Annotated in this window: 21 protein-coding genes and 1 pseudogene; 17 read left to right on the forward strand and 5 right to left on the reverse strand. The window is 70.4% G+C overall.

Going from position 1 to position 22,995, the window contains the following annotated elements; all coding sequences use genetic code 11:
* Nucleotides 1-408 precede the first annotated feature (408 nt).
* From QIS99_RS30800 to pcaB, 10 genes are all read left to right on the forward strand, one after another.
* Nucleotides 409-1,641 (forward strand): acyltransferase family protein, encoded by a 1,233-nt coding sequence (locus tag QIS99_RS30800; RefSeq protein WP_282517038.1) that lies wholly within the window; start codon nucleotides 409-411, stop codon nucleotides 1,639-1,641.
* Nucleotides 1,642-1,746: 105 nt separating this feature from the next.
* A complete protein-coding gene (gene mvk, locus QIS99_RS30805) occupies nucleotides 1,747-2,718 on the forward strand; it encodes a mevalonate kinase (RefSeq protein WP_282517039.1) in 972 nt (323 codons plus the stop codon).
* Entirely contained in the window at nucleotides 2,708-3,772 is a 1,065-nt protein-coding gene (mvaD, locus tag QIS99_RS30810; RefSeq protein WP_282517040.1) for a diphosphomevalonate decarboxylase, read from the forward strand. The genes mvk and mvaD overlap by 11 nt, the downstream gene beginning before the upstream one ends.
* Nucleotides 3,769-4,836, forward strand: coding sequence for a phosphomevalonate kinase (locus QIS99_RS30815; protein WP_282517041.1), 1,068 nt, complete (start codon nucleotides 3,769-3,771; stop codon nucleotides 4,834-4,836). The genes mvaD and QIS99_RS30815 overlap by 4 nt, the downstream gene beginning before the upstream one ends.
* A complete protein-coding gene (gene fni, locus QIS99_RS30820) occupies nucleotides 4,814-5,887 on the forward strand; it encodes a type 2 isopentenyl-diphosphate Delta-isomerase (protein WP_349017338.1) in 1,074 nt (357 codons plus the stop codon). The genes QIS99_RS30815 and fni overlap by 23 nt, the downstream gene beginning before the upstream one ends.
* A gap of 13 nt (nucleotides 5,888-5,900) precedes the next feature.
* A complete protein-coding gene (locus QIS99_RS30825) occupies nucleotides 5,901-6,962 on the forward strand; it encodes a hydroxymethylglutaryl-CoA reductase (RefSeq protein WP_282517042.1) in 1,062 nt (353 codons plus the stop codon).
* A gap of 3 nt (nucleotides 6,963-6,965) precedes the next feature.
* Complete coding sequence (locus tag QIS99_RS30830; protein ID WP_282517043.1) at nucleotides 6,966-8,141, forward strand: hydroxymethylglutaryl-CoA synthase; 1,176 nt, start codon at nucleotides 6,966-6,968, stop codon at nucleotides 8,139-8,141.
* A 6-nt stretch (nucleotides 8,142-8,147) separates the two neighbouring features.
* Nucleotides 8,148-9,125 (forward strand): 3-oxoacyl-ACP synthase III family protein, encoded by a 978-nt coding sequence (locus QIS99_RS30835; protein WP_282517044.1) that lies wholly within the window; start codon nucleotides 8,148-8,150, stop codon nucleotides 9,123-9,125.
* 74 nt (nucleotides 9,126-9,199) lie between these two features.
* Nucleotides 9,200-11,206, forward strand: a complete 2,007-nt coding sequence (locus QIS99_RS30840) for an FAD/NAD(P)-binding protein (RefSeq protein ID WP_282517045.1) — start codon at nucleotides 9,200-9,202, stop codon at nucleotides 11,204-11,206.
* Nucleotides 11,196-12,635, forward strand: coding sequence for a nitrosuccinate lyase (pcaB, locus tag QIS99_RS30845; protein WP_282517046.1), 1,440 nt, complete (start codon nucleotides 11,196-11,198; stop codon nucleotides 12,633-12,635). The genes QIS99_RS30840 and pcaB overlap by 11 nt, the downstream gene beginning before the upstream one ends.
* A 70-nt stretch (nucleotides 12,636-12,705) precedes the next feature.
* Here the strand turns inward: pcaB and QIS99_RS30850 are convergent, their stop codons facing one another.
* Nucleotides 12,706-12,912 (reverse strand): MerR family transcriptional regulator, encoded by a 207-nt coding sequence (locus tag QIS99_RS30850; protein WP_282517047.1) that lies wholly within the window; start codon nucleotides 12,910-12,912, stop codon nucleotides 12,706-12,708.
* Nucleotides 12,909-13,328: a hypothetical protein gene (locus QIS99_RS30855; protein WP_282517048.1), complete on the reverse strand. Its 420-nt coding sequence runs from the start codon at nucleotides 13,326-13,328 to the stop codon at nucleotides 12,909-12,911. Before QIS99_RS30855 ends, QIS99_RS30850 begins: the two co-directional genes overlap by 4 nt.
* A 928-nt stretch (nucleotides 13,329-14,256) precedes the next feature.
* Here QIS99_RS30855 and QIS99_RS30860 point away from each other — a divergent pair.
* From QIS99_RS30860 to phzG, 6 genes are all read left to right on the forward strand, one after another.
* Nucleotides 14,257-14,706: a sigma factor-like helix-turn-helix DNA-binding protein gene (locus tag QIS99_RS30860; protein WP_282517049.1), complete on the forward strand. Its 450-nt coding sequence runs from the start codon at nucleotides 14,257-14,259 to the stop codon at nucleotides 14,704-14,706.
* 248 nt (nucleotides 14,707-14,954) lie between these two features.
* Complete coding sequence (locus QIS99_RS30865) at nucleotides 14,955-16,118, forward strand: 3-deoxy-7-phosphoheptulonate synthase (protein WP_408909667.1); 1,164 nt, start codon at nucleotides 14,955-14,957, stop codon at nucleotides 16,116-16,118.
* A 19-nt stretch (nucleotides 16,119-16,137) separates the two neighbouring features.
* Complete coding sequence (locus QIS99_RS30870) at nucleotides 16,138-16,761, forward strand: isochorismatase family protein (RefSeq protein WP_282517051.1); 624 nt, start codon at nucleotides 16,138-16,140, stop codon at nucleotides 16,759-16,761.
* The gene (locus tag QIS99_RS30875) at nucleotides 16,758-18,683 is read left to right on the forward strand and encodes an anthranilate synthase family protein (protein WP_282517052.1); all 1,926 of its coding nucleotides are present in this window, start codon (nucleotides 16,758-16,760) and stop codon (nucleotides 18,681-18,683) included. Before QIS99_RS30870 ends, QIS99_RS30875 begins: the two co-directional genes overlap by 4 nt.
* A 37-nt stretch (nucleotides 18,684-18,720) precedes the next feature.
* Entirely contained in the window at nucleotides 18,721-19,560 is an 840-nt protein-coding gene (locus QIS99_RS30880) for a PhzF family phenazine biosynthesis isomerase (protein WP_282517053.1), read from the forward strand.
* Nucleotides 19,553-20,209: a phenazine biosynthesis FMN-dependent oxidase PhzG gene (gene phzG, locus QIS99_RS30885; RefSeq protein ID WP_282517054.1), complete on the forward strand. Its 657-nt coding sequence runs from the start codon at nucleotides 19,553-19,555 to the stop codon at nucleotides 20,207-20,209. The genes QIS99_RS30880 and phzG overlap by 8 nt, the downstream gene beginning before the upstream one ends.
* Before the next feature lie 86 nt (nucleotides 20,210-20,295).
* On the opposite strand, the gene QIS99_RS30890 is transcribed toward phzG, so the two are convergent.
* Nucleotides 20,296-21,348: a methyltransferase gene (locus QIS99_RS30890; RefSeq protein WP_282517055.1), complete on the reverse strand. Its 1,053-nt coding sequence runs from the start codon at nucleotides 21,346-21,348 to the stop codon at nucleotides 20,296-20,298.
* A 239-nt stretch (nucleotides 21,349-21,587) separates the two neighbouring features.
* Between QIS99_RS30890 and QIS99_RS30895 the strand changes: the two genes are divergently transcribed.
* A complete protein-coding gene (locus QIS99_RS30895) occupies nucleotides 21,588-22,076 on the forward strand; it encodes a PhzA/PhzB family protein (RefSeq protein WP_282517056.1) in 489 nt (162 codons plus the stop codon).
* Nucleotides 22,077-22,137: 61 nt separating this feature from the next.
* Here QIS99_RS30895 and QIS99_RS30900 read toward each other — a convergent pair whose 3' ends face one another.
* On the reverse strand, nucleotides 22,138-22,605 hold the full coding sequence (locus tag QIS99_RS30900; RefSeq protein ID WP_282517057.1) for a TetR/AcrR family transcriptional regulator: 468 nt from the start codon (nucleotides 22,603-22,605) through the stop codon (nucleotides 22,138-22,140).
* A gap of 17 nt (nucleotides 22,606-22,622) precedes the next feature.
* Nucleotides 22,623-22,995: pseudogene (locus tag QIS99_RS30905) on the reverse strand (methyltransferase); the annotation flags it as partial.

A 22,995-nucleotide genomic window follows, 5' to 3' on the forward strand; every position in this document is an offset into this window, starting at 1 on the left:
TCAGGAAGGGCTCCCGGAGCCCCGTGAAGTGACCTGTGTCACCTTGAGGCGCTCTTGGTCCCGGAGCGGCACCGTGTCACTATTCCCTCACGTCACCCCTGCCTGAAAACTTCTCCGCACGCCGTGCCAACGACTCAACTCCGTTGAAAAGTCGCCCCATTGCCGCGACAAGCCGGAGCGCCGGCCCCCACTGGGCCTCCCACGCACGTGCCGCGCGGTGACGTCGGTCCGCAGCCTCCCTGCAGACAGCCGGAGTTGGCCCTGCATTGCCTGTCGAGCGGTCCCCCGAACCGGGTCGGGGGACCGCTCGATGCTGCTTTGGCGGATGCCTCGCACGCGTCGCGTGCCCCACCGTGAGTTCAACACGCGCCCAGCGGGCCGCTTCTCTGACCGAAAGGCAGTGCGCACATGGCAGTCCCACGCACCGCGACCACCGCCGGCGAGCCACCACAGCGTCGGGCCACGCTGCCGTCACTGACCGGCATCAGGTTCCTCGCGGCCCTGCTCGTGTTCCTCGCCCACAGCACCATGCTCTTCAACCCCTTGCAGCCGAAGGAGCCCTTCACCTTCTTCGGCGACCCCGATGTCGCGAAACCACTGGCCGAGTTCTTCGACTCCGCCGGCAACGTCGGCGTCTCCTTCTTCTTCGTGCTCAGCGGCTTTGTGCTGACCTGGTCGTCGACCCCGGGGGACCGGATCACGGGGTTCTGGCGGCGCCGCGCGGTGAAGGTGTACCCCAACCACGTGGTCACCTGGGCGCTGGCGATGTTGCTGTTCGCCTCTGCCACCCCCCTGCATGCCTGGCTGCCGAACCTGTTCCTGGTGCATACGTTCAGCAACCAGGCCGACACCGTGCAGAGCGTCAACTTCCCCTCCTGGTCGCTCTGCGCGGAACTGCTCTTCTACGCGCTCTTCCCGCTGTTCATCATCCTGGTGCGGCGGATCGCCCCCGGCAGGCTGTGGCTCTGGGCCGGCGCCATGGTGGCCGGTGTGGCCGCAGTGACGCTGGTGACGCCGCTCATTCCCGGCGACGCCCGGCTGCCAGGGCTCGAACTGACCGTGAACCAGCAGTGGTTCAGCTACGCGTTCCCGCCGCCGCGGCTGTTCGAGTTCGTCCTCGGGATGATTCTGGCCCGCATCGTCATCGCGGGCCGCTGGCCCCGCGTCGGTCTGCTGCCCTCGACGATCCTCTTCGCCGTGGGCTACTACGGCGCCATCGTCGCCCCGGCCCCGTACAGCTTCAGCCTCACCACCGTAGTCCCGATCGGCATGATCATCTGTGCCGCAGCCTCGGCGGACCTGCGGGGCGAGGGCGGCTGGCTCTGCGGCCGGACCATGGTCTGGCTAGGCAACGTCTCCTTCGCCTTCTACCTCGTCCAAGTCCTGGTGATCTTCTACGCCCGGCCCCAGCTGCTCGGCGGCCACACCTTCGGAACCGTCGCGGCCTTCGGCCTCCTGATCGCCCTTTTCCTGGCGAACCTGCTGGCTGCCTGGCTGCTGTACGGCCTGGTCGAGAAGCCGATGATGCACCGCTGGAGCCGCAGCAGGAAGGGGCCGATACCGGGCCCGCCCACCACGACGCAGCAGACACAGAGCGCGCCACGTGGCACGGAGCACGTGCCGACCGGCGAAACCGTCTGACCGCGCGGGCGGCGCGATCTGAATGCAGCAGCGACAAGGGAGCTGAGCGCGTTGACTCCACCGACCTCGGCAGAGGGCGTATCAGAGAAGCAAGGCGTATCAGAAGTGCACCGGGCGCGTTCCATCGGCAGCGGAAGCGCACACGCCAAGGCCATTCTGCTCGGTGAACACGCGGTCGTGTACGGCGCCCCGGCGATCGCCCTGCCGGTGCCGCAACTGACGGTCACAGCGAGCGCGGGCTGGTCGCCCGACACCGCGCACGACCAGTACGACGTGCTCTTCACGATGACCGGTTCCGCTTCGCGTCCGCTGGTGACCGAGGCCTCCGACAGGTTGGGTCGGCTCGTCACCGAGGTCAAGGCGTTCCTTGGCGTGACCGAGAGCCCGCACCTCGACGTGATCGTCGACTGCGCGATCCCGCCCGGCCGAGGCCTCGGATCCAGCGCGGCCTGTGCCCGCGCCATCGTGCTCGCCCTCGCCGACCTCTTCGGCCGCGAGATGTCGCAGAGCGCGGCGTACGACCTGGTGCAGACCGCTGAGCGCGTGGCGCACGGCCGGGCCAGCGGCGTCGATGCCCGGGCCGTCGGCGCCAGTGCCCCGATGATGTTCCAGAGCGGCGAGGTGCATGAACCGCTCATCGGCTGCGACGGGTTGTTCATCATCGCGGACAGCGGTGACATGGGCCGCACCAAGGACGCGGTCGAACTGCTCCGAGCAGGGTTCAAGGAGCACGCGGGCGCCCAGGAGAAGTTTCTGCGCCGCGCATCGGAACTGACCGACGAGGCCCGACGGGCCCTCGCCGAGGGCAGGCCGGAGAAACTCGGCGCCTGCCTCACCGACAACCACGAACTGCTGCGCGCGGCCGGACTGAGCACCGGCCGGATCGACGCACTGGTCGAAGCCGCGCTCGCCGCCGGCAGCCTCGGAGCCAAGATCACCGGAGGCGGTCTCGGGGGCTGCGCGATCGCACTGACCAGGATGGAACAGGCGCGGCAAGTCACCCGGCGGCTGCACGAAGCAGGCGCCACGCAGACCTGGGCCGTACCGCTGAAGGGACGGTCTCACCATGCGCGTTGACCAAAGGACCGCGCCGGTCCGAAACCACGAGCGCAGCACCGCGGCCACCGCGGGACGGGCCGCGGCCGTCGCGCACCCGAACATCGCCCTGATCAAGTACTGGGGCAAACGCGACGAGCACCTCGTCCTGCCGCGGACCGACAGCCTCTCGATGACCCTGGACCTCTTCCCGACAACCACCCGTGTCGTGCTCGACCCCGCGGCCGAGCAGGACACGGTGACGCTGAACGGCCTGCCCCTGACGGGAGAGGCGCAGCGGCGCGTCGCCGCATTCCTCGACCTGGTGCGCCGGCGCGCCGGTTCGTCCCGACGGGCCGTCGTGCACACCGAGAACACCGTGCCCACCGGGGCGGGGCTCGCGTCCTCGGCGAGCGGCTTCGCCGCGCTGGCCGTCGCCGCCGCGGCTGCGTACGGGCTCGGACTGGACGCCACCGCGCTGTCGCGCCTGGCTCGGCGCGGATCCGGATCGGCCGCGCGGTCGCTGTTCGGCGGCTTCGTCCAGTGGCACGCGGGCCCCTCCTCCGCACCGCCCACCGAAGCGGACCTCGCTTCGTACGCCGAGCCGGTGCCCGTCGCGGCATTCGAGCCGGCCCTGGTGATCGCCGTAGTCAACGCAGGCCCCAAGGCCGTGTCCAGCCGTGCCGCTATGCGGCGCACCGTCGACACATCGCCGCTGTACCAGCCGTGGGCCCGCTCCAGCGAGCGGGACCTGGCCGAGATGCGTGCGGCGCTGCGCCGTGGCGACCTCGACGCAGCAGGGGAGATCGCGGAGCGCAACGCGCTCGGCATGCACGCCACCATGCTCGCGGCGCGCCCGGCGGTGCGCTATCTCGCGCCGGCCACGCTCACCGTGCTCGACGCCGTAATCGGGCTCAGGCAGGAAGGCGTACCGGCCTACGCGACCATGGACGCCGGCCCCAACGTCAAGGTGCTCTGCCATCGCACGGACGCCGGGCGGGTCGCCGACGCCGTGCGTGGCGCGGCACCGGACGCCGCAGTGCACACCGCAGGGCCGGGCACTGGCGCCCGCCTCCTCGACGAGGCCCGGAGATGACCTCTCGGCGTACGGTCGTCCGACGCGCGCCGGGCAAGTTGTTCGTTGCCGGCGAGTACGCGGTGGTGGAACCCGGAACTCCGTCGATCCTGGTGGCGGTGGACCGGGAGGTCACGGTCACGGTGTCCGGCGCCTGCGGGTCCGGCACCGTGGTCTCCTCCGACCTCGGCCCGCGGACCCGCGCGCCCCACGTGCAGGCGGCGCTCAAGACTGTGGCCGGACTGCTGGCCGAACGCGGCCTGCCCGCGCCCGCCTTGAACATCACGGTCAGCAGCCGGCTCCACGAGAACGGACGCAAGTTCGGTCTGGGCTCGAGCGGCGCGGTCACCGTGGCGGCCGTTGAGGCCGTCGCAGCCTTCTGCGGTATGACGCTCTCGCACGACCACCTCTTCCGCCTGGCCCTGCTCGCCACCGCCCGGCTCGACGCCAAGGGCTCCGGAGGTGATCTCGCCGCCAGCACCTGGGGCGGCTGGATCACCTACCGGGCGCCCGACCGTGCCTTCGTGCTGGACCTGGCCCGGCGCCGGGGCGTCGAGGAGGCGCTGCGCACTCCCTGGCCGGGTCTGGAGATACGCCGGCTGCCGCCGCCCGCAGGGCTCGCACTGGAAGTCGGCTGGACCGGGCGGCCCGCCTCCACGCCGTCCCTCGTGTCCGGCCTGCACCGGCGGACCTGGCGAGGCAGCGCCTCTCACCAGAAATTCGTGGCGGCCTCCACCGACTTCGTGCGGGCCGCCACCGGAGCACTCGAAACCGGCGACGGTACAGGCCTGTTGCGCCAGATCCGGCGCGCCCGGCAGGAGCTCGCACGCCTAGACGAGGAAGTCGGCCTCGGCATTTTCACGGCCGAACTGACGGCGCTGTGCGACGTAGCCGAATCCGTCGGCGGCGCGGCCAAACCCTCGGGGGCAGGGGGAGGCGACTGCGGCATCGCCCTGCTGGATGCCGAAGCATCACCGGACATCGCTCACGTACGCGAGCGGTGGACCGCGGCGGGGGTGCGGCCCCTGCCGATCCGTCCCGCGATGGAAAAGGAGAACCTGCATGATCGGCCAACGCAAGGATGACCACGTCCGGCTCGCCGCCGAACAGCAGCGCGCGCACAGCGGACGCAACCAGTTCGACGAGGTGTCGTTCATCCACCACGCTCTGGCCGGCATCGACCGCCCGGACGTCTCGCTGACCACCACCTTCGCCGGCATCTCCTGGCAAGTCCCGCTGTACGTCAACGCGATGACCGGAGGCAGCACCGGAACCGGCATCATCAACCGGGACCTCGCCATCGCCGCCCGCGAGACCGGGGTCGCCCTGGCGTCGGGGTCCATGAGCGCCTACCTCAAGGACCCTTCGTGCGCCGGGACGTTCCGCGTGTTGCGCGATGAGAACCCGGACGGTTTCGTCCTGGCGAACATCAACGCGAACGCCTCGGCCGAGCAGGCCCAGCGGGCCATCGACCTGCTGCGGGCCGACGCCCTGCAGATCCACGTCAACACCGTGCAGGAAACGGTGATGCCGGAAGGCGACCGTTCGTTCTCCGCCTGGGTGCCGCAGATCGAGAAGATCACGGCTGCCGTCGACGTCCCCGTGATCGTGAAGGAGGTCGGCTTCGGGCTGAGCCGCCAGACCGTCCGGACGCTGCGGGACCTGGGCGTCCAGGTGGCCGACCTCGGCGGCCGGGGTGGCACCGACTTCGCCCGCATCGAGAACGGCCGCCGCGAACTCTCCGACTACGCCTATCTGCACGGCTGGGGCCTGTCCACCGCCGCCTGCCTTCTGGACGCGCAGGACGCCGGAATCCCCGTCCTCGCCTCCGGAGGCATCCGCAATCCGCTGGACGTGGCCCGCGCCCTGGCGCTCGGCGCGTCCGGCGTCGGCGTGTCCGGAGGATTCCTGCGCACGCTCCTCGACGACGGCGTTGCGGCGCTGATCGCCCAGATCTCGACGTGGCTCGACCAGCTGGCAGCGCTCCAGACCATGCTCGGCGCGCGCACCCCCGCCGAGCTGGCGCGCTGCGAGCTGACGCTCCACGGCGAACTTCGCTCCTTCTGTATCGACCGAGGCATCGAGACGCGGCCGCTTGCCCAGCGGTCCCGCGCCGTCGAGCCGCCCACGAGCTGACGGGAAGTACACGATGACTGACGCACAGGCGATCGCGGGTGTCCCGATGAAATGGGTGGGACCCCTGCGCATTTCGGGGAACGTCGCCACTACGGAGACCCATGTGCCGCTCGCCACCTACGAGTCGCCGCTGTGGCCCTCCGTGGGGCGCGGGGCCAAGGTTTCCATGCTGGCCGAGGAGGGCATCGTCGCCACTCTCGTCGACGAACGGATGACTCGTTCGGTGCTCGTCGAGGCACTGGACGCGCAGACCGCGCACCTGGCCGCCCGGGCCATCGAGGCTCGGATGGACGAGCTGCGCGAGGTGGTGCGCAGCTGCAGCCGGTTCGCCGAACTCATCGGCATCCGGCACGAGATCACGGCCAACCTGCTGTTCATCCGGTTCGAGTTCTCCACCGGTGATGCGTCCGGGCACAATATGGCGACGCTCGCGTCCGACGCCCTGCTCAAGCATCTGCTGCAGACCGTCCCGGGTATTTCCTACGGATCGATCTCCGGGAACTACTGCACGGACAAAAAGGCGACGGCGGTCAACGGCATTCTGGGACGCGGCAAGAACGTCGTCACCGAACTGCTCGTTCCGCGCGAAGTCGTCGAGGGCGTCCTGCACACCACGGCCCGGAGAATCGCCGAGCTGAACATCCGCAAGAACCTGGTCGGCACCCTGCTCGCCGGCGGAATCCGCTCGGCCAACGCCCACTTTGCGAACATGCTGCTCGGCTTCTATCTGGCCACCGGCCAGGACGCGGCCAACATCGTCGAGGGTTCGCAGGGCGTCACCCTGGCCGAGGACCGGGACGGCGACCTCTACTTCTCCTGCACCCTGCCCAACCTGATTGTGGGCACGGTGGGCAACGGCAAGGGCCTCGACTTCGTAGAGACCAACCTGACCCGGCTCGGCTGCAGGGTCGAGCGCGCCCCCGGCGAGAACGCGCGCCGCCTGGCGGTCATCGCGGCGGCCACCGTGCTGTGCGGTGAACTCTCGCTCCTCGCAGCACAGACGAACCCGGGTGAACTCATGCGCGCCCACGTCCAGTTGGAACGCCACGAGCAGACAGTGAAGGTCGGTGTTTAGGGCATGTCCAGCGATTCCGCGATCGGGATTCACGATCTGTCGTTCTCGACGACCGAGTTCGTCCTGCCGCACACAGCGCTGGCCGGACACAACGGCGTCGAGATCGGCAAATACCATCTGGGTATCGGGCAGCGGTCGATGAGCGTGGCCGCCGCCGACGAGGACATCGTCACTCTGGGAGCCACAGCCGCCGAGCCCCTGATTGCCCGGCACGGGACCGACCGCATCCGCACGGTCGTGTTCGCCACGGAGTCGTCCATCGACCAGGCGAAGTCGGCCGGTGTGTACGTCCACTCGCTGCTCGGGCTGCCTTCGGCCACCCGGGTTGTCGAACTCAAGCAGGCCTGCTACGGGGCGACCGCTGCCCTGCAGTTCGCCATCGGACTCGTGCACCGCGACCCCGAGCAGCAGGTCCTCGTCATCGCCAGCGACATCTCCAAGTACGAGCTGGACAGCCCGGGCGAGGCCACCCAGGGCGCGGCCGCCGTGGCCATGCTCGTCGGCGCCGACCCCGCCCTCGTACGCGTCGAGGGGCTGTCGGGTCTGTTCACCGCCGACGTCATGGATTTCTGGCGGCCCAATTACCGGGAGTCGGCCCTGGTCGACGGGCAGGAGTCCATCACCGCGTACCTGCAGGCGGTGGAGGGCACCTGGAAGGACTACACGGAGCAAGGCGGTCGACCGCTGGAGGAGTTCAGTGCGTTCTGCTACCACCAGCCGTTCACGAAGATGGCCCACAAGGCGCACCGCCACCTGCTGAACACCAGCGGCTACGACACCGACGAGGGCGACATCCAGCGCGCCATCGGGCAGACCACGGCCTACAACGCGGTCGTCGGCAACAGCTACACCGCGTCGGTATACCTGGGCCTGGCCGCGCTGGTCGACCAGGCGGACGACCTGACCGGCCGGTCCATCGGCTTCCTCAGCTACGGGTCCGGCTGCGTCGCCGAGTTCTTCGCCGGGCAGGTCGTGCCCGGCTACCGGGACCACCTGCGGACAACGGAGCACCGAGAGGCGATCGACCGGCGCAGGACGCTCGACTACGCCGCCTACCGCGAGCTGCACGAGCGGTCGTTCCCGGCCGACGGGGGAGACCATCCGACCCCGGCGCAGAGCACAGGGCCCTTCCGGCTTGCGGCGCTGCGCGGCCACAAGCGCATCTACGAAAGGCGCTAGAGGGTCATGGCCCCCATCGGGATCATTGGCACGGGCGCCTATGTGCCGGATCGCGTCGTCTCCAACGACGAAGTCAGCTCGGCCGCGGGCGTCGACGACACCTGGATAGTCGGTAAGACGGACATCCAGGAACGCCGCTGGGCGGCCCCCGGTCAGGCAACCTCGGACCTGGCCGCGGCCGCCGGGCGGGACGCGCTGGCGTCGGCCGGCATCACGGCCGGGCAGCTGACGGCGATTGTGGTCGCCACCTCCACGCCGGACCGGCCACAGCCGCCCACCGCGGCGTACGTACAGCACCACCTCGGTGCCGTGGGCGCGGCGGCCTTCGACGTCAATGCAGTGTGCTCCGGGGAGGTGTTCGCGCTCAGCGCCGTCGAGGGCGTGCTCGCGCGACGCGGCGGCCATGCGCTGGTGATCGGCGCCGACCTGTACTCGCGCATCCTCAACCCCGTGGACCGCAGGACAGTGGTGCTGTTCGGTGACGGCGCCGGCGCGATGGTCCTGAGCTCGGACGGCAGCGGGGCGCGCATCAGGCATATCGCCCTGCACACGTTCGGCGACCTGACGGAGCTGATCCGGGTGCCCGCGGGCGGCAGCCGGCAGCCCGTCGACCAGGCCGCCCTCGACGCCGGAGCGCAGTACTTCACGATGGACGGGCGCGGGGTGCGCCGCTTCGTCGAGGAGAAACTGCCGCAGCTGGCCAAGCAGTTCCTGCACGAGGCCGGCGTCGACCCCGACGACATCCGGCACTTCGTCCCGCATCAGGCGAACGGTGTCCTACTCGGCAAGGTCTTCGCCGACCTGGGCCTGCCGCGGGCGTCCCTCCATCTCACCCTGACGCGCTATGGAAACACCGGAGCCGCCTCCATCCCGATCACCTTGGACGCGGCGGCCCGCGCCGGGGCCTTCCGCCCCGGAGATCTCGTCCTCCTGGCCGGCTTCGGCGGCGGCATGTCGGCGGGACTCGCCCTGGTGGAGTGGTGAGCAGGCCCTGGGCCCCCTGGTCCAGGGCCTGCTCACCCTCGCTCCGTTGTCCGGCATCGGCAGAAACGGTTGACATGACAGCGAGCCAGCACACGGTGTGCGTGATAGGTGCCGGACCGCGCGGACTCTCCGTGCTTGAGCGACTGTGTGCCAACGCCCGTGGCCTCTCCCCGGGCATCACGGTCCACGTCCATGTGGTCGACCCCTACCCGCCGGGCCCCGGCAAGGTGTGGCGGACGGACCAGTCCCGGCACCTGCTCATGAACACCGTGGCCGGGCAGATCTCCCTGTTCACCGACGCCACCGTGGACCTGCAGGGCCCCCTGGAGCCAGGGCCGAGCCTCCACGAGTGGGCGGTGGCGCTCGTGGCGGGCGAGCTGGGCTACGGCCACCCGGCGCACGTCCTGCGCGAGGCCCGCGTGATGGGCCCCGACACCTACCCGACGCGCGCGTTCTACGGCCACTACCTGCGCTGGGTCTACCGGCGCATCGTCGAGGGCGCGCCCCCGAACCTCACAGTCACCGCGCACCGCTCCCGCGCCGTGGCGCTGGACGACGACACCGGCGCCGCGCACGGGACCCTCCAGCGGGTGGAGCTGAGCGACGCGACCCGGCTGACCGGGCTGGACGCCGTCATCCTCTGCCAGGGCCACCTGCCGGCCCGCCCGGACAACGCCGAGCGCGCATTCGCCGCGCGGGTACGGGAGTTGGGTCTGGCGCATGTCCCGCCAGCCAACCCGGCGGATGTCGACCTGGACGTGCTGGCGCCGGGCGCGCGGGTGCTGCTGCGCGGGCTCGGCCTGAACTTCTTCGACTACATGGCCCAGGTCACCGCCGGCCGCGGCGGCTCCTTCACGCGGATCGGCGGCGGGCTCGTGTACCACCCTTCGGGCCGGGAGCCCCAGCTGTACGCGGGGTCCCGGCGCGGTGTCCCGTACCAGGCCCGGGGCGAGAACGAGAAGGGTCCGTACGGACGGCACGAGCCGCTGCTGCTCACCGCCGCGCGCATCGCGGCGCTGCGCCGCGCCAAGGGACCCGCCGGTCTCGACTTCAAGGCCGATCTGTGGCCGCTGATCGCGCGGGAAGCCGAGGCGGTCTGCTACACGACGCTCCTCACCTCGCGCGGGGACACTCACCAGGCCGAGCGGTTCCGGGCCGACTATCTGCAGGCCGGCGGGGAGCAACGGCAGAGCGATGCCGTCCTCGACGCGTACGGCATCGGGGACAAGGACCGCCTGGACTGGGACCTGTTGGCCCGGCCGTACCGCGACCGGGAGTTCGCCGGGCCGCGGGACTTCACCGGCTGGCTCCTGGACCACCTGCGCCAGGATGTCGCGGAGGCCAGGTCCGGCAACGTCAGGGGTCCCCTCAAGGCGGCTCTCGACGTCCTGCGCGACCTGCGCAACGAGATCCGCCTGGCCGTGGACCACGGCGGCCTGCACGGCGACTCGTACCGCACTGATCTGGACGGCTGGTACACCCCGTTCAACGCCCATCTGTCGATCGGCCCGCCTGCCAGCCGCGTCGAGGAGATGATCGCGCTGATCGAGGCGGACGTGCTGCGGATCGTCGGACCTGGCCTGCGGGTGACGGCCGAAGGTACCGGATACACCGTCCACTCGCCGCTCGTTCCCGAGTCGGCGGTCACGGTGGACGCGCTCGTCGAGGCCCGCCTGCCCGCGATCACGCTGACCCGCACGGACGACGCACTGCTGCGCCATCTGCTGGTCACCGGGCAGTGCACCACGTACCGCATCCGCAACCGCGCCCACGGCACGTACGAGACCGACGGCCTCGCCGTCACCGAGCGTCCCTTCCGTGTGATCGACGCATCGGGGCGCCCGCATCCGAGCCGCTTCGCCTTCGGGGTGCCCACGGAGTCGGTGCACTGGGTGACGGCCGCGGGCATCCGTCCCGGCGTCAACTCGGTGACACTCACGGACGCCGACGCCGTCGCCCGTGCGTCACTGGCCTGCGGCACGGCGGGCGGGGCGACGCGTGCGGAGCGACACGGACCGGCGCACCGGCAGGCACAAGGACAGGACGCTCAACCAGGACAAGGACTCATCCATGCCCCATGACACCTCCCCCACCACTGGCGCGGGCACGGGCGTCGGCGGCCCGGCCCCGGTCCCGTTGGACTCCGGTCTGCTCTCACCGGTCTGGGCACACGCCCCCGTCGTGTCAGCGGTCTCCGATCACGCCTGGCTGCAGGCCATGTTGGACGCGGAGGCCGCGCTGAGCCGGGCGCAGGCCCGGCTCGGCACGGTGCCCGAAGCGGCGGCGCGGGTGATCACCGAGTCGGCGCGGGCGGACCGCCTCGACCTGCCGGCCCTGGCCTCGCAGGCGCGTCAGTCGGCCAACCCCGTGGTGGCGCTGGTACGGGAGTTCACCGCGCTGGTCGCGCAGCGCGACCGGGACGCCGCCGCGTATGTGCATCGCGGGTCGACCAGCCAGGACATCCTCGACACGGCGACCGTCCTGGTGGTCCGGCGGGTCCTGCGTCTGATCCGCGCCGATCTGGCGCGCACCGAGGAGGCCCTGGCCGCACTCGCCGAGGCGCACCTGCACACGGTGATGGCGGCCCGCACCCTGGCTCTGCACGCGGTGCCCACGACCTTCGGGTGCAAGGCGGCGGGCTGGCGCCATCTCGTCCTGGACGCCGTGGACCGGCTGGACCGGCTCGGCGCGGACGGACTGCCCGTCCAGCTCGGCGGGGCCGCCGGGACGCTGGCCGGATACCTGGAGCACGCCGGGGACGTCGATCCCGCCGCGTACATCCATGACCTCACGGCTGCGTTCGCCGACGAACTGGGCCTCCGTGCCCCGCTGTTGCCCTGGCACGTGCTGCGTACCCCTGTGGTGGACGTGGCCACGGCGGGGGCGTTCACCTGCGGCGCTCTGGGCAAGGTCGCGGTCGATGTGCTGTCCCTGACCCGCACCGAGGTCGCCGAGGTGCACGAGCCGGCCCCCGCGGGCCGCGGCGCGTCCTCGGCGATGCCGCACAAGCGCAACCCCGTCCTGGCCACGGCCATCCGGTCCGCCGCCCTGCAGACGCCGCAGCTCGCGGCGACCGTGCTCAGCTGCATGCTGAGCGAGGACGAGCGGTCGGCCGGCGCCTGGCACGCGGAGTGGGAGCCGCTGCGCGCCCTGCTGCGACTGACCGGAGGCGCGGCGTACCAGGCGGTGGAACTCACCTCCCAGCTGACGGTGGACGCGGACCGTATGCGGGACAACACCACGCTCACCGGCGGACAGATCGTCTCCGAGCGGATTGCCGCAGTCCTCGCTCCGCTGCTCGGCAAGGCACGGGCGCGGGACCTGCTGAACGAGGCGTCCGCGCGCTCGGCGCGCACCGGTGAGCCGCTCGCCGAAGTGCTGCGCCAGGACGAGCGGGCCTCGGCCGTCCTGGCCGAGGCCCGGCTCACCGACCTGTTCGAGGCCCCGGCATACACCGGGGCCGCCGATGCGCTGACGAGACGCGCACTGTCCCGGTCGCTGCCCTCGTAGTGCCCAGAAGGCCTCCCCGGTCGTCGAGCCCGGCAAGGAACCGTAAGAGACTCCTGGGAGACCTGCACCGCTACGCGACCTTGCGGGGGCGGGGGTGGTGTCGGCGCCGCAGCGCAATCTCGGTGAGCTCTTCTATGTCGAACTCCGAGCGGCCGGGGATCCCGTAGCGCGTGAGCTTCCCCCGGCTCACCCATTTGCGGATGGTGGCCTCGGAGACACCCACCGCGAGGGCGGCGACATTTGTCGGAACGAGCCTGTGCCGCGGCGGCCTGTTCATGCGGCCTCCCGCTGCCGGTTCATGAGATGGCGCAGCGTGAGCCACTCCCGCATCTCCCAGGAGTGCCCGAAGGAGCAGCTGATGCTGCCCTTCGTGGTGCTCCTGGAGGACTGCGGCGAGGCGGTGATCTCGCCCGTGCAGTCATCGACGACGCACGCCGCGGCGAACGCGCGGTGTCGGCTGTGCTCCGGGTCGATGACACGCAGCAGATCGAGGCGCAGGCCGTCGATCTCGTCCGCGAAGTCGCCGGCCGGAGGCTGGGCGGTCAGCCATTCCAGATGGCGGGTCAGGAAGCTGACGAGCTGCGTGACTGAGCGGTCCGGTGCGGGAACGGCGAGTCCCTCCACGACCACCTCGGCCCAGGACCTCAGAACGGCGGCGATGTTGTACCTGGTGTCGAGCGCGGACACGTTCATGGGGTCCCACCTCCGGCTCCCGGACACCTTCGTGGGGTTGCTGATCCGTCTGGTCGACGACGCCGTGTGGTGCAGGCATTCCTGATGCAGGCCTGGAAGAGCGCGCAGGTTGTGCTCCACCTGCTTGATACATGGGGTGCAGAGGGCAGACCCGATGGCGGTGCGGATTTGCTGGGCATGACTTCTGGGGCAGGCATCGAACTCCATTGGTCTCCTTCGTGAGGTAAACCGTGAATGAATCGACTCCGGGGATGTGGCGCAGTCGAACCCGGGTGTCGAGGCAAATGAAAAGGGAACGCGATGGCGGCGTAAGACCGGCACTCCTCATGCATTTCTATGAAGGAACTTGAGCGTTCCACGAGCGATCGTGAGTGTCAATGTGCGGCCGATGGCGCGAGAGCAATAATATAGCGGTATGTAATTCCCGTTCCATTGCCGTTGTGGGGCGCCCCTAGGCTCGTTCGAGGCATGACGGTAAGCGGCTGGGCGGGCGCACAACCGGAAATCCTTCCCGATCCTCTGCCGGAGTGCCTTCTGCGCAGGTGCCGCCGCCCTGCCCGCGCCTGAGCGCCGCTCGAGTCGCGCTCGGTCCGCAGGTGAGACGCCATTGTCCGGCTGAGAGCCACCTGGATAAGGTTCCAGACCCTCCCCGGGGGATGAGCGGCGCCCGCCGCACCTGCGGTGAATGGGCGGCCGCCGCGCTGCGCGCGTACGGGCGCTGCCGACGGGCCTCGCACGGCTTGTCCCGCTGCTCACCGCCCACGGGCGGAGCGGCGACGAGATGCGGCGGGGGGCTTGCGGTCTTGCGCGCCGTGTACGCCGCCCGGCAGGACCAGGGCGATCGACAGCACCAGCGGAATCAGCAGGCTCGGGCCGACGAGGCCGCCTGAGCCGGGACACCGCCCCAGGCGGGCGCGGAGGAGAGCCGATGACCGGAGCTGAGGACACTGAGGGGCAGCGGACGGTCCAGGGCCTGGAGACGCTGGAGCGGCTTTCGCCCCTCGAACGCGCGGTCTTCGTCCTGCGCGACGTGTTCGTCTGTGGCATTCCGCAGATCGCGGTGGCGGTGGGGTGCTCGGAGGCGGCGTGCCGCCAACTCGCCGGCACCGTCCCGGGCGCAGGCGACGGCGCCGGTGCACCCCCTCGGACATGGCCCCGGAACATCGTCGGGGCCGAGAACGTGGCCCGGGTGCTCTCCGCGACCATCCCACCGCTGGTGCGGATCGGCATCACCCTGAACTATCAGTGGGTCGACGGCCGGCCGGGCGTGGTCCTCCGCGGCCGCGACGGCGGGATCCTCAGCGCCCTGGCACTCGACATCGTCGACGGACGTATCCAGACGCTGCACGTGGTCCTCGGATCCAAACTCACTCATTAATTCGGCGCTATCGCCTGCCGGTGCGCCGGTCGAATATTGCTCGAGTGTTCGTCGCGCGGGCACGGTTTTACTTGCGGGGTGGCTCCCCGGCGACGCAATATCGAGCGCGGCACTCTGCAGTGCGAGGGGGAATTTTCCGAAGCCCCCTTCCTCGCTCATTCAGTTGCTCGAAATGCCTTTTTCGCTGTGTCATCAACGGACGAAACCCGGATCGGAGCGTCATGGAGGACGTCAAACGGGGAATTCGCATGCGCGAAATTCGTATGCACGGGGCGCTGCAGCAGCCCGAATGGCGCGACGTTCCGCAAGTACGCCGGGTGAGCGAGGCACTCGCCGCCCGCCCTGCCCTCGTAGGCGCCGACGACCTCGCCACCCTGCAAACCCTCCTGGCCGAGGTGGCCCGCGGCGAGGCCCTGGTCCTGCAGGCCGGGGACTGCGCCGAGGACCCGGGAGAGTGCACCCGCGGCCACGTTGCACGCAAGGTCGCGCTGCTGGATCTGCTCGCCGGGACGCTCAGCGGCATCACCGGCAAGCCGGTCCTGCGCATCGGCCGCATCGGCGGCCAGTTCGCCAAGCCCCGCTCCCGGCTCACCGAAACCGTCGGCGGCGTCGAACTCCCCGTCTTCCGGGGACACATGGTCAATGGACCGGAACCGGACCACGAGAGCCGCCTGCCCGACCCCTTGCGCATCCTCACCAGCTACATGGCCGCCCGGGACGTCGTCGAGCAGCTGCGCCGGGGCGGGCCCGCCGCGGAAGGCCGCACCGAAGAACATCGGGTATGGACCAGCCACGAGGCGCTGCTCTTCGACTACGAGTTGCCCATGCTCCGCACCGACACGACAGGTCGGCCATTCCTCGGCTCGACCCACTGGCCCTGGATCGGCGAGCGCACCCGTCAGGCCGACGGCGCCCACGTCGCGCTCCTTGCTCAGGTGAGCAACCCGGTGGCGTGCAAGGTCGGCCCGGCCACGGCGGTCGAGGAGCTGCTCGCCCTGTGCGAGCGGCTCGACCCGTGGCGCGACCCCGGACGGCTCACCCTCATCGCGCGGATGGGGGCCGACGCTGTCGCCGACCGGCTGCCGCGCCTCGTCGAAGCCGCACGCCGCGCGGGCCACCCGGCCGTCTGGCTCACCGACCCCATGCACGGCAACACCGTCACGGCACCCGGCGGCCACAAGACACGGCTCGTCGCGACCGTCTCGCTCGAGGTCTCCCGCTTCGTCGCGGCCGTACGCGGTGCGGGCGGTGTCCCGGGCGGACTGCACCTGGAGACCACGCCCGACGACGTCACCGAGTGCGCCACCACCGAAGCCGACCTCGACTCCGTGGGCGAGCGCTACACCTCACACTGCGACCCCCGCCTCAACCCGTGGCAGGCCAAAACCGTGGTCGGGGCCTGGACCGCCTGAGCCAGCAGGAAGTGGAGCCATGACCGGCATACCCCCCATCAGCCCGTACCCGCTGCCCGCCGCGGGCGACGTGCCCGCTCCCGTAGTGCACTGGACCGCCGAACCGGACCGGGCGGTCCTCCTCGTCCACGACATGCAGCGGTACTTCCTCAAGCCGCTTCCGGACAGCCTGCGCGAAGATCTGGTGCGCAACGCGGCGCTGCTGCGCGAGCGCTGTGCCGCACGCGGTGTGCCGGTCGCCTACACCGCCCAGCCTGGCGGCATGAGCGATGAACAGCGCGGTCTGCTCAAGGACTTCTGGGGACCCGGCATGCGTCTCGACCCCGAGGACCGGCAGGTCGTCGACGCGCTCGCGCCGGCCGAGGGCGACCGGCTGCTCACCAAGTGGCGTTACAGCGCGTTCTTCCGGACCGATCTGCTGCAGTGGATGCGCGAACAAGGCCGCGACCAGCTCGTCCTGTGCGGTGTCTACGCCCACATCGGAGTGCTCGCCACCGCCGTCGAGGCCTTCACTCACGACGTCCAGGTGTTCTTCGTCGCGGACGCCACGGCCGACTTCTCGAACGCTCACCACCGCCTGGCCCTCACGTACGCCGCCGAGCGCTGCGCTCTCGTCACCACGGTCAAGGAAGTGTTCGCATGACGGCCCACCTGCCCGCACCCGCCGGGGACGAGGCGCGCGGCGATCTGCTCGGCCGGGCTCTCCAGGGGGGTCTGGGGGCGTTCGCGCTGCTGCACCGGCCCGGCACCAGCGGCTCCGGCGTCGTGGACGTCCTGGCCGGCCCGGTGTCCGAGCCTGCCACCCTGGCCGCCATCCCACTGCCCCCGGCCCAGGGACCGGGCGCCCGCCACGAGGTTCTGGTCCTCGTGCCCTACCGGCAGCTCGCCGAGCGCGGCTACGCCTGCGCCGACGACGGGACGCCGCTGGTGGCGATGACCGTGACCGGCCAGCAACAGCTGCCGCTCGCCGAGGCACTGGCCAGGCTCCCCGATGTGCCCACCCCGCTGTCCGATGGCGGATTCGACGTCGACGACGAGGCGTACGAGGAAGTGGTGCGCCGGGTCGTGAAGGAGATGATCGGTACCGGCGAGGGCGCGAACTTCGTCATCAAGCGGACCTTCGTCGCCGACATTACGGACTACGGGCCGGGCAGCGCCCCAGCCCTGTTCCGCAGACTCCTCGAACGCGAATCCGGGGCGCACTGGACGTTCCTCATCCACACCGGTACCCGGACCCTGGTCGGCGCCTCGCCGGAGCGGCACATCAGCCTCCAGGACGGCCGGGCCGTCATGAACCCCATCAGCGGCACGTACCGCTACCCGGGTTCGGGCCCCACGCTCTCGGGCGTCCTTGACTTCCTCGGCGACCGCAAAGAGACCGACGAGCTCTACATGGTGCTCGACGAAGAACTCAAGATGATGGCCCGAGTCTGCACGGCGGGCGGCCGCGTCGTGGGCCCCTACCTCAAGGAGATGGCCAGGCTCGCGCACACCGAGTACTTCATCGAGGGGCGGACCGACCGCGATGTGCGCGACATCCTGCGCGAGACCATGTTCGCGCCCACCGTCACCGGCAGTCCGCTGCAGAGCGCCTGCCGGATCATCGAGCAGTACGAGCAGAACGGCCGCGGCTACTACAGCGGCGCCGCAGCGCTCATCGGACGGGACGCTGAGGGGCAGCGCGTCATGGACTCCGCGATCCTCATCCGCACCGCGGACATCACCCCCGAAGGGCGCCTCGGCATCGGGGTGGGCGCCACCATCGTGCGGCACTCCGAGCCCGCCTGCGAGGCCGCGGAGACCCGCGCCAAGGCGGCCGGGCTCGTCGCGGCCCTCGGCGGCGACGGCAAGCAGCGATTCGCCGACCACCCGAGCGTGCGCCGGGCACTTCAGCGGCGCAACGACCCCATCGCCGCCTACTGGCTGGCCGACACCGCGGACCGCACCCCGGTGCCAGGCGATCTGGCAGGACGCAGCGTCCTCGTGGTGGACGCCGAGGACACCTTCACCTCGATGATCGACCAGCAACTGCGCTCCCTGGGCCTGCGGGTGACGGTCCGCCGGTACGACGAGGAGTACGCCTTCGACGACCATGACCTGGTCGTCATGGGCCCGGGCCCGGGAGATCCGCGGGAGGCCGGGCACCCCAGGGTGCGGCACCTGCACACAGCTGTCGACACACTGCTGCGCGAACGCCGGCCATTCCTCGCCGTCTGCCTCAGCCACCAGGTCCTCGGCCTCAGGCTCGGCCTGCCGCTGCGCCGCAGAGCGGTGCCCAATCAGGGCGTGCAGAAGGAGATCGACCTGTTCGGCGCCACCGAACACGTCGGCTTCTACAACACCTTCTCTCTGGTCAGCGAGGACGACGTGGTCCTCGCTGACGAGGTGGGCCCGGTGCGGGTGAGCCGGGACGCGGCCACGGGTGAGGTACACGCGCTGCGCGGGCCCGGCTTCGCTTCCCTGCAGTTCCACGCCGAGTCCGTGCTCACCCGGCAAGGGCCGCGCATCCTCGGCGCGGGCCTGGCCGGCCTGCTCGCGCCGGCCGGTGCCTCGCGCGCCGCCTGATCCGCCGGACCACTTCGCTGAGGGAGAGAACGAACAGATGCACAGCTACATGGTGGTCGACGCCTTCGCACGGGAGCCCCTCACCGGCAACCCGGTGGCGGTGTTCTTCGGGAGCGACGATCTGTCCAGTCATCAGATGCAGTGCATCGCACGGGAGATGAACCTGTCGGAGACCACATTCGTGCTCCGCCCCGGGCACGACGGCAACGACGCCCACGTGCGGATCTTCACTCCCGTCGGCGAACTCCCCTTCGCGGGCCACCCACTGCTCGGCACCGCCATCGCCCTGGGCAGCCGGACCGACGGGGACCGGCTGCGGATCGAGACCGCGATGGGTGTGATCCCGTTCGAGCTGGACCGTGTGGCCGGGAAGACGGTGGCGGCGAGCATGCGCCAGCCGCTGCCCGTGTGGGAGCCCTTCGACCGCGCCGACGAACTCCTCGCGGCCCTGGGCATCGCCGAGTCGACGCTCCCCGTGGACATCTACCGCAACGGCCCGCGCCACGTCCTCGTAGGCCTGGAGAGCATCGAGGCCCTGTCGAAGCTGGATCCCGACCACCGGGCTCTGGCCCGCTTCCCCGACATGGCGGCCAACTGCTATGCGGGATCCGGACGTCGCTGGCGCAACCGCATGTTCTCGCCCGCGTACGGAGTAGTTGAGGACGCCGCCACCGGCTCCGCCGCCGGCCCCATCGCCCTCCACCTCGCCCGGTACGGGCGCGCCGGTTATGGGCAGCGCATCGAGATCACTCAGGGCGTCGAGATCGGCCGTCCCTCGCCCATGGGCGCGCTCGTGCACGGGGAAGGGGACCGGGTGGAGACCGTCGAAGTCTTCGGCCACGGTGTCGTCACGATCGAAGGGCTGCTCCATGTCTGACCTGTCCCGTACGCGTTCCGAGTCGCTCACCGGCACTGTCGCGGTGGACTTCCCCGAATTCGTCGCCCCGCCGCCGGAGCCGATGGGACTGCTGGCCGCCTGGCTGGAGGCCGGTGCGGCACATGGGGTGCGCGAGCCCCGCGCCCTGGCCCTGGCCACCGCCGACGTCCGCGGCCGCACCTCCTCGCGCACCGTGGTGCTCTCCTCGGTCACGGACACCGGGATCGGTTTCACCACCCACGCCGACAGTCAGAAAGGCCGTGAACTGGCCGAGAACCCCTGGGCGTCCGGCGTCCTGTACTGGCGCGAGACCAGCCGGCAGATCACCTTCGCGGGCCCCGTGCACCGGCTGTCCGACGCAGAGGCGGAGGACCTGTGGCGCGCGCGGCCCGTCTTCACCCACGCCATGACCACAGTGTCCCGGCAGAGCCGGCCTGTCGCCGGCCTCGACCACGTCGCCGAACTGCGGGCCAGGGCCCTGGAACTGGGCGAGCCGCGGCGGCCGTTGCCGCGCCCCGCGACCTACGCGGCGTATCGGCTCGCCCCCGCCAGCGTGGAGTTCTGGGCCAACGGCACCGACCGGCTGCACGAGCGGCTGCGCTACGACCGGACCGGCCGCGGCTGGGAGGCCAGTCGGCTCCAGCCGTAGCGGCCACGGCCCGGTGAACGACGAAAGGCCCGTCGCCCACCCTTCAGGGGCGGGCGACGGGGCCGGGTGCCGTGGGTACCGGGTGTTCATCCCGCCGGGACGGCCTCAAGCACAGACGCGTGCGGCGAGGGCTCCGCAAGGCGCGTCACCGCGAATCCCGCCGCCGTGAGCAGAGCCTCGTACTCCCCGCGGGTACGGCCCCTGCCGTTCAGGACCGTCATCATCAGCATGTCGATGGTCTTGCCCGGGTGCGGCTCGTTGCCCGCTGGGATCATGGCGTTGACGGCGAGGAGCCGCCCGTGCGCCGGCATGGCGTCACGGCAGGCCCCCAGAATGCGCACACACTGCTCGTCCGGCCAGCTGGCAAGGACGTGCTTGAGGAGATAGACATCGGCGCCGGACGGCACCGAGGAGAAGAAGTCCCCTGCCACGACGTTCCACCGCCCCGTCAGGTCCGGGGTGTCCAGGATGTGGCCGGCCACCACGTTCTCCAGGTCGAACAGGGTGCCCGTCAGCTGTGGATTGCGCCGGAGGACCGCGCGCAGCAGACCGCCGCGCCCACCGCCCACGTCGACGACGCTCCTGGCCTCGGGGAAGTCGCAGACCTCGGCGACATCGTTGCTCAGCGCCTCGGAGAACGCTGCCATGCTGGCATTGAAGGCCCGGCCGAACTCAGGCTCGCCGGCGGCGTAGTCGTAGAACGGCATTCCGTACAGGTCCTCGAAGGCCGTGGTGCCCGTGCGTACCGCGTCGTGGAGACGGCCCGCCGACCCCCAGAAAGGCGACTCGCCGCGCACCACGATGTACTCGCGCAGCGATCGCTCGGCGTGCTTGCACAGCGGCTCGGCGAGCGGCGTGAGGTGGAAACGGGCCTCGTCGTCCTCGCGGAAGACCCCCTTGGTGGCTAGGAACCGCAGCAGCCGGTACAGGTGTGCCCCGTCGGCCCCCGCGACCCCGGCCAGCTCGTCGGCGGTGCGCGGTCCCTCCACCAGGTGGTCGGCGATGCCGAGGCGCGCGGCGGCCTGCAGCGCGGCCGAGTACACATAGCCCAGGGCGAGTTCGAGAAGCTCATCCGTCGCCGCTGAGGCGTCGTCGTACGGCTTCGGGCCTTCTGCGGCCTCCAGGCGAGCGCCTGCCATCGGTAAGGTCCCCTCTCTCATGCCGTACGAGGCCAGAGGGGTGCACGGAGCGTGCACGAGGCCTGGCATGCGCGTGCCAGCCTGCGCCCGGCGTATCGCGTCCCGCTCGAATACCGCGGGAGCCCCCCGCTGTGGTCACACCCCTGCCCCGCGTGCTCGAACACCGCTCGACCTGGCCCCGAGCCGCGGGCCCGAGGATGCGGTGAGACCGGCCCGAACACGTTGCTGAGGGGAAATGCATGCCTGACGACGCCTCACACGGCTTCACCGACGCCACTGAGCTGCGGCGCAAGAACCGTGCCACCGTCGAGAAGTACCTGGCGGACACCAAGGGGCCGGCCCGGTTGAGCCGGCACGAGCTGTTCGTCGAACACGGCAGTGGTGGTCTGTGGACCAACGACACCGGGGAACCCATCGTCATCAGAGGCCGCGACCGCCTTGCCGAGCACGGCGTCTGGTCACTGGAGATGTTCCCGGACTGGGAGTGGTACAACATCCAGGTCTTCGAGACGCAGAACCCGGACTTCTTCTGGGTCGAGTGCGACGGGCACGGGAAGATCCGCTTCCCGGGGTACCCCGAGGGTTACTACGAGAACCACTTCCTGCATTCCTTCGCGCTTGACGACGGAAAGATCGTGCAGAACCGCGAGTTCATGAACCCCTTCCAGCAACTGCGGGCCCTTGGCATCGCCGTCCCCGAGATCAAGCGCGAGGGCATTCCCACCTGAGAGAGGCCCGGTGGCCGCGCCCGCGGACGCGGCCACCGGGGCCGCACCGGCCGACACGGTGTCAGCCGAGCAGGTAGCGCTGGATGGTGGGGGAGAGGAGATCGATGAGCTCCTCGCTCGACGCGGACGCGATCGGCTCCATCTCGAGCACATAGCGGTACAGGACCACGCCCCAGACCTGCGCCGCCGCCGCGTTGATGTTGATGGCTGGAACGTCAAGCTTCTCGGCGACCTGCTCGATGTCCATCGGCTTGTCCTCCAGCGCGATGCCCACCTGGGCGAAGAGCTGCGAGTACAGGAAGTCGCGCAACTGCTCCGCGCCCTCTTTGCTGGTGGTCGCGGCAGTGAGAGTGGCCAGGAGCTTCGGCCGCACCTCTGGGTCCTCCCACCGGGTCAGGGCCGAGCGCAGCAAGCTCTCCGCCAGCTGCTCGCGCGGTCCGCTGAGCGAAGCTGCGCTGGCCTCGGCGAGCCCGGCACCTAGTGACTTCAGGGCGGTCATGCCGAATTCGGTCGCTCCAACTTGGGACATCTCTTCTCTCCGGTTCGCTAGGCGACCTTCGTCGCGCACAGAATGGCCTCTACGGGCAGGGCGTTCTTCGGCATGGTGGCGGGATCCTCGGCGATCGCCTTGGTGACCTTGAACCCGCACTCCTCGATCCACCGCTGCCACGTCGAGAGCTTCTGCGGCCCGCCCTGGCCCATGGCACAGCCGATGAAGAAGCTGGGGTAGAAGTCGACGGTGTAGCTGTCGGGGTCCTTCAGGTTCTCGGGGAACACCGGCACCAGAACGTTGATTGTCCCGCCCGCGTCCAGCGAACGGTGGACGGCTTCGAGGATTCTGAGGACGTCTTCCTTGTCGAACATGGGCAGGAAGTGCTTGATCAGTACGGTGTCGAAGCCCTGGGGGATCTCGTCGAAC

Origin of the sequence: Streptomyces solicavernae (genome assembly GCF_029968095.1) — a bacterium.
Classification (GTDB): domain Bacteria; phylum Actinomycetota; class Actinomycetes; order Streptomycetales; family Streptomycetaceae; genus Streptomyces; species Streptomyces solicavernae.